Here is a 4,993-nt window from a genome sequence, read left to right as displayed (position 1 = left end):
CCGTGGGGGGCGCGGGGGGCTCGTTGCGTTCGGCCGCGGGGCCCACCCGACCCGCCCGGTGGGGGGGGCGGCGGGTGCCCGCCCCACCCCGACGGGCGCGGCCGGGGTCAGCGTCCCCGGCCGCCGCCGCGGGCGCCGCGCGGGCGGGTGAGCGTGAAGCGGTCGACGGGGACGAGGTCTCCGTACGGGCCGCTGACGGAGTAGTAGGTGACGTCGATGGTGGTCCGGCCGCCGCGCTCGCCCGGGTCGACCTCGAAGGCGGCGAAGCCGTACGGGTTGTCGGCGTCGCGGAAGGCGGACCAGGGGGCGTCCTCGATCACGTACTGCGGGGGCCGCTTGCCGGTGGCCGGGTCGACGGCGCCGACGCCGGTGATGACGCGGGCCTTGGCGGGCTCGAAGAAGAGGCCGTTGGAGGGGGCGGAGGTGCCGCCGCCGCCGATCACCATGTGAACGGTGCCCCGGGTGGTGTCGATGGTCCGGGTGTCGGTGGCGACCGGGATGGGGGTGCGGGTGTCGGTCTGCTGCTGGCCGCGGATCGGGTGCGAGCGCTCGTAGTGGTGCTCGTGGCCGCAGACCACCAGGTCGACGCCGTACTTGTCGAACAGCGGCACCCAGGTCTCGCGGATGCCGAGGTCGGCGCCGTTGAACTTGTCGGCGGTGGAGATGACGACCTGGTGCATGCAGACCACGATCCAGTCGATCTCGGGGTTCGCGTTGGCGGCGGCCAACTCCCGTTCCAGCCAGCGCTGTTGGGCGCCCCCGGAGTAGCCGTGGACGTAGGAGTCGCCGGCGTCCTGGTAGGCGACGTCGTCGTTGTTGAGGCTGATGACGCGGACCGCGCCGGCGGTGAACGCGTACCAGAGGCCGTGCAGTTCGTCGTCGGAGCCGGACGGGGGGAGGTCGAAGTAGGCCTGGTAGGCGCCGTAGCCGGTCGGGCCGTTGCCGCGCTCGTTCTCGTGGTTGCCGGCGGCGGGCATCCAGGGGCGGTGGCGGGCGGAGCGGCTGTTGTTCTCGAACCAGTCGGACCAGGTGCGGACCCGGTCGGTGGCGAGGTTGGCGTAGCAGAGGTCCCCGTTGACGAGGTGGAACAGCGGGGCGATCCGCTCGACTCCGGCGGTGGTGTCGCCGGCGGCGGGGCTGCCCAGGTTGTCGTTGGCGTAGCCGTTCGCGGTCTTCTTGCCGAGGGTGGGGGTGCCCTGGTCGCCGAAGCTGGTGAAGGTGAAGGCGGCCCGGCCGCGCGGGGCGGTGCGGACGGTGCCGAGCTCCGGGGTGGCGCCGTCGTGGACGGCGGCGTACACGTAGTCCGTGTCGGGGTGCAGGCCGCTCAGCCGGGCGTGGTGGATCTGGACCTCGGTGCCGGACTTGGCGTCCCGGTAGGTGCTGGTGTCGGCCTGCACGCTGCGGCCCAAGTCGCCGTTCGAAGTGCCGTACCGGACACGGGGGTTGCCGACCGAGGCGGTGGTGTGCCAGGAGACCACGACCTCGCGCGAGGCGTCCGAGCCGAACTGGAGGTGCAGCCCGGCGACACGCGGGGCGCCGGAGCGGTCCGGCCGCTCCAGCAGCAGCGGGGAGGCGGCGGCGGGCGTGGCCGCGATGCCGGAGAGGGAGACGGCGCCGCCGAGACCGAGACCGGTGGCACCGGCCAGGATCCCGCGGCGGCTGACGGGGGGATGTCCACTGGAAGCGTTCATGGCCGCCAGCCTCACCGGGCGTCGGTGAACCGCGCCGGGCCCGTGACGTGAACTTCCCGCCCGCCGGGCTCGTGACGTGAACCTCCCGTCCGTCGGGCCCGTGACGTGAACTTCCCGCCCGCCGAGCTCGTGACGTGAACTTCCCACCCACCGGGCCGCATTGGCGGCGGGCGGGGCCGGCGGTCCGGACGGGCGTGGCAGACTGCCTGCCGTGACGAGTACGAACGGTGTGACGAGTGCGAACGGTGAGTGCCCGCGGATCATCCGTACGCTGATCGCGGACGACCAGGAGGGCGTCCGGCGCGGCGTCCGGCGGATCCTGGCGGCGCAGCCGGACATCGAGGTGGTGGGGGAGGCCGCCGACGGGCTGGCCGCGCTGGAACTGGCGGCCGAACTGCGCCCGGACGTCGCGCTGGTGGACATCCGGATGCCGCGGATGGACGGACTGGAGCTGACCCGGCGGTTGGCCGGGCCGGGGGTGGCGGAGCCGGTGCGGGTGGTGGTGCTGACCACCTTCGACCTGGACGAGTACGTGTACCCGGCGCTGCGGCACGGTGCGTCCGGGTTCCTGCTGAAGCGCTCGGGGCCGGCGCTGCTCGTCGAGGCGGTGCGGGCGGCGGCGGACGGGGAGAGCCTGATCAGTCCGTCGGTCACGGTACGGCTGCTGCGGCAGGTGACGGCGCCGCGCCGTCCGGAGCCCCGCTCGGCGCCGGTGGTGCCGTTGACCGAGCGGGAGATGGAGATCGCCGGTCACGTGGCGGCGGGCCGGACGAACGCGGACATCGCCGCCGAACTGTTCATCTCGCCGGGCACGGTGAAGACGCACGTCGCGAGCGTCCAGCGCAAGCTCGGGGTGGCGAACCGGGTCGGCATCGCCGTCCACGCCTGGGAGATGGGCTACCCGGTGCCGCAGTGACGGGCACCGCGGCGACGGGCCCCTGCCGCGACGGACGCGGGGACCGGGGCGCGGGGGGGCGCCGAGGGCGCGGGGGCCCCACCAGGGGGGGGGGGGGGGGGGCGCGCGAGAGGCGCCGCCCGGGGCGGGGGCCCCCGGGCGGCTCGGGCCGCCCCCTGGGCGGGGGGGGGGCGCGGGGGGCCCCCGGGGAACCTACGAGGCGGGGGTGGCCTCCGGACATCGTGTCCTCCGGCCGGCAGTTCGATCGTCGACCGAGGTAGTACCAGTGGCAGACCCTGATCCGTCTCGATCTGTCACCACTGCCTCCTGCGGTCGAACTCCTTCAGCTGCCTCGCAGGTCCACTTCCCATCATGCGCTTCCCACGCCGTGTGCACCAGGGGTCAACCGCCTGAAATCGGATGGATTTCGCAAGTCGGGAGATTTCGGGCGATGTTACGGCTTCGGCCAGCCGTCGACGAAGGAGAGCGTGCGGTGGTACGGCCCGTCGGGCCCGGTGCTGCGGTAGTCCTCGGTGCTGGTGCCGGTGCGGACGGTGGAGTCGCCGTCGTGGCGGCGGGCGGTGGGGCGCAGGGTGTGGTCGACGGTGGAGCGTTCGGTGACGTGGCCGCCGGTGGCCGCGGTGCTCTCGCGGTGGTAGCCGAGGTCCATGGCGGTCTGCTGGTCGGTGTTGCCGGCGGCGTCGTGGGTGACGCGGTAGGTGACGTCCAGCGGTTCGCCCTCGCGCACGGTGGTGGTGCGGTGCGGGCCGCCGCCCCAGGTGGCGGTGGTGCGGGTGAGGTCGGTGCGGTTGTGCAGGGTCACGTCGTTGCCGCTGTCGCGCAGCTGCTGGGCGGAGCGGAAGGCGAGGTCGTCGCGGACCTCGGTGGTGATCCGGCCGTGCGAGGTCTGGACCCAGCCGCGGGCGAGGTCGTGCCGGCCGGCGGTGACGGTCCAGTCGCCGCTGCCGCCGCCGTGGTCGGTGAGCCGGGTGTCGACGGCGGCCTCGGGGGCGACCCGGTGGTCGGTGAGCTGCCCGGTGGTGCGGGCGGTGCCGTGGTCGACGTCGGCGAAGAGGTTGATCTGGCCGGTCCAGGTGTCGTTGTTCTGTGCCTCGCTGGCGTTCACCGCGATGCCGACGGTGTGCGGGCGGCCGTCGAGCAGCAGTCCGACGTAGGGGGTGAGGTCGAGCCGGTAGGCGGGCAGGTCGAAGGCGAAGACGCCGGGGACGGGTCGCCAGAGCAGTGGGTCCCACCCGCCGGTGTAGATGACGGGGTAGGGCCAGACCGCGCCGGCCGTCCGCCCGTCGACGGTGAGCCGCAGTTCGCGGAACGGGCCCTTGCCGCAGGAGCCGAGGCCGGGGTTGGCGCTGACGAAGGCGTCGGGCGCGGAGGCGTAGGCGAACTCCTCGCAGGCGCCGCCGCCCCGGGTGTAGACCTCGGCGGTGAGGCGTTCGAGGTTCTGCGGGAAGGTGAGCTCGCGGGTGGCGGCGGGGGCGGCCTGGGTGAGCGCGAACGGCCCGGTGGTGAGCAGGCGGTCGGCGGCGTGGGCGGCGGGCCGGCGGTCGTTCGCGGTGTAGAAGGTGACACTGGCGCTGATGGTGAAGACGCCGGTGTAGGTGGCGTCGGTGACGTTGGCGAGGTCGAGGGAGAACGGCTGCGGTCCGGCGGCGAACAGCGGGGCGTAGCGGGTGAGATCGCGCTCCAGCTTCCATTCGATGCCGTCCTTGGACGGCTCGGGGGTGGAGGAGAGCAGCACCTGGACGCCGCCGACGCGGGCGCTGAAGATGCGGTCGAACTGCCGCCCGGCGACCTGCCCGTGGAGGTCCAGGACCACCGCCGACCAGGGCCCGGCGCAGTCGGCGGGCGGGGTGAGGGTGGTGGTGTACGGGGTGTCGGGCGGGTTGCCGTAGCCGTTGCGGAACTGCTGGTCGTGCATCACCTCGACGGTGCAGGAGCGGGTGTCGGGGCGGGTGAGCGGCCGGGTGGCGGTGACCGGGTCGTGGTAGTCGGTGCCGAAGTCGGCGTGGGCGGGGGCGGCGGCGGTGAGGGTGCCGGCGAGGGTCAGGGCGGCGGCGCCGAGGAGGCGGGCGGCGCGGCGAAGCAGCGGGCGGACGGCCAAGGCTGGTCCCCAGGGGTCGGGCGGCCGGCGGGCGCTGCCGCGGGCCGGGTGGGCGGTCCGGGCATCCTTTCGGCGGTGGCATGCCAGCGTCAAGGATTCGCCGGGGGTGCTTCGGGTACCCGGCGTGACCCGTCACGAGTGGCCGGGTCCTGTCCGGCCGATCCGGGCCCGGCGAGATCGGCCCGGCAAGGGCCTAGAAGGCTGATGAAGATCTTGGGTTGATCCGGGCCGTGCTGTCAGGTGGTGGCCTGGATTTGCCAGGTCGTGCCGTTGTGGGCGAGTCCGAGG

Annotated in this window: 3 protein-coding genes; 1 reads left to right on the top strand and 2 read right to left on the bottom strand. The window is 74.0% G+C overall.

Annotated features, from left to right (window positions below):
* Positions 1 to 107: 107 nt before the first annotated feature.
* Positions 108 to 1,691 carry a purple acid phosphatase family protein gene (locus tag ACFV6I_RS34245; protein ID WP_380429637.1) on the bottom strand — a complete coding sequence of 528 codons (1,584 nt, stop codon included), beginning with the start codon at positions 1,689 to 1,691 and terminating at the stop codon, positions 108 to 110.
* Positions 1,692 to 1,902: 211 nt separating this feature from the next.
* On the opposite strand from ACFV6I_RS34245, the gene ACFV6I_RS34240 reads away from it, so the two are divergent.
* Complete coding sequence (locus tag ACFV6I_RS34240; protein ID WP_279634945.1) at positions 1,903 to 2,607, top strand: response regulator transcription factor; 705 nt, start codon at positions 1,903 to 1,905, stop codon at positions 2,605 to 2,607.
* Between the two features lie 433 nt (positions 2,608 to 3,040).
* On the opposite strand, the gene ACFV6I_RS34235 is transcribed toward ACFV6I_RS34240, so the two are convergent.
* Positions 3,041 to 4,705: a peptide-N4-asparagine amidase gene (locus ACFV6I_RS34235; RefSeq protein ID WP_380345681.1), complete on the bottom strand. Its 1,665-nt coding sequence runs from the start codon at positions 4,703 to 4,705 to the stop codon at positions 3,041 to 3,043.
* Positions 4,706 to 4,993: the final 288 nt, after the last annotated feature.

The organism is Kitasatospora sp. NPDC059803 (genome assembly GCF_042732255.1).
GTDB lineage: Bacteria > Actinomycetota > Actinomycetes > Streptomycetales > Streptomycetaceae > Kitasatospora.
The sequence above is the reverse complement of the archived record's forward strand: the minus strand, read 5'-3'. Positions and strand labels throughout refer to the sequence as shown.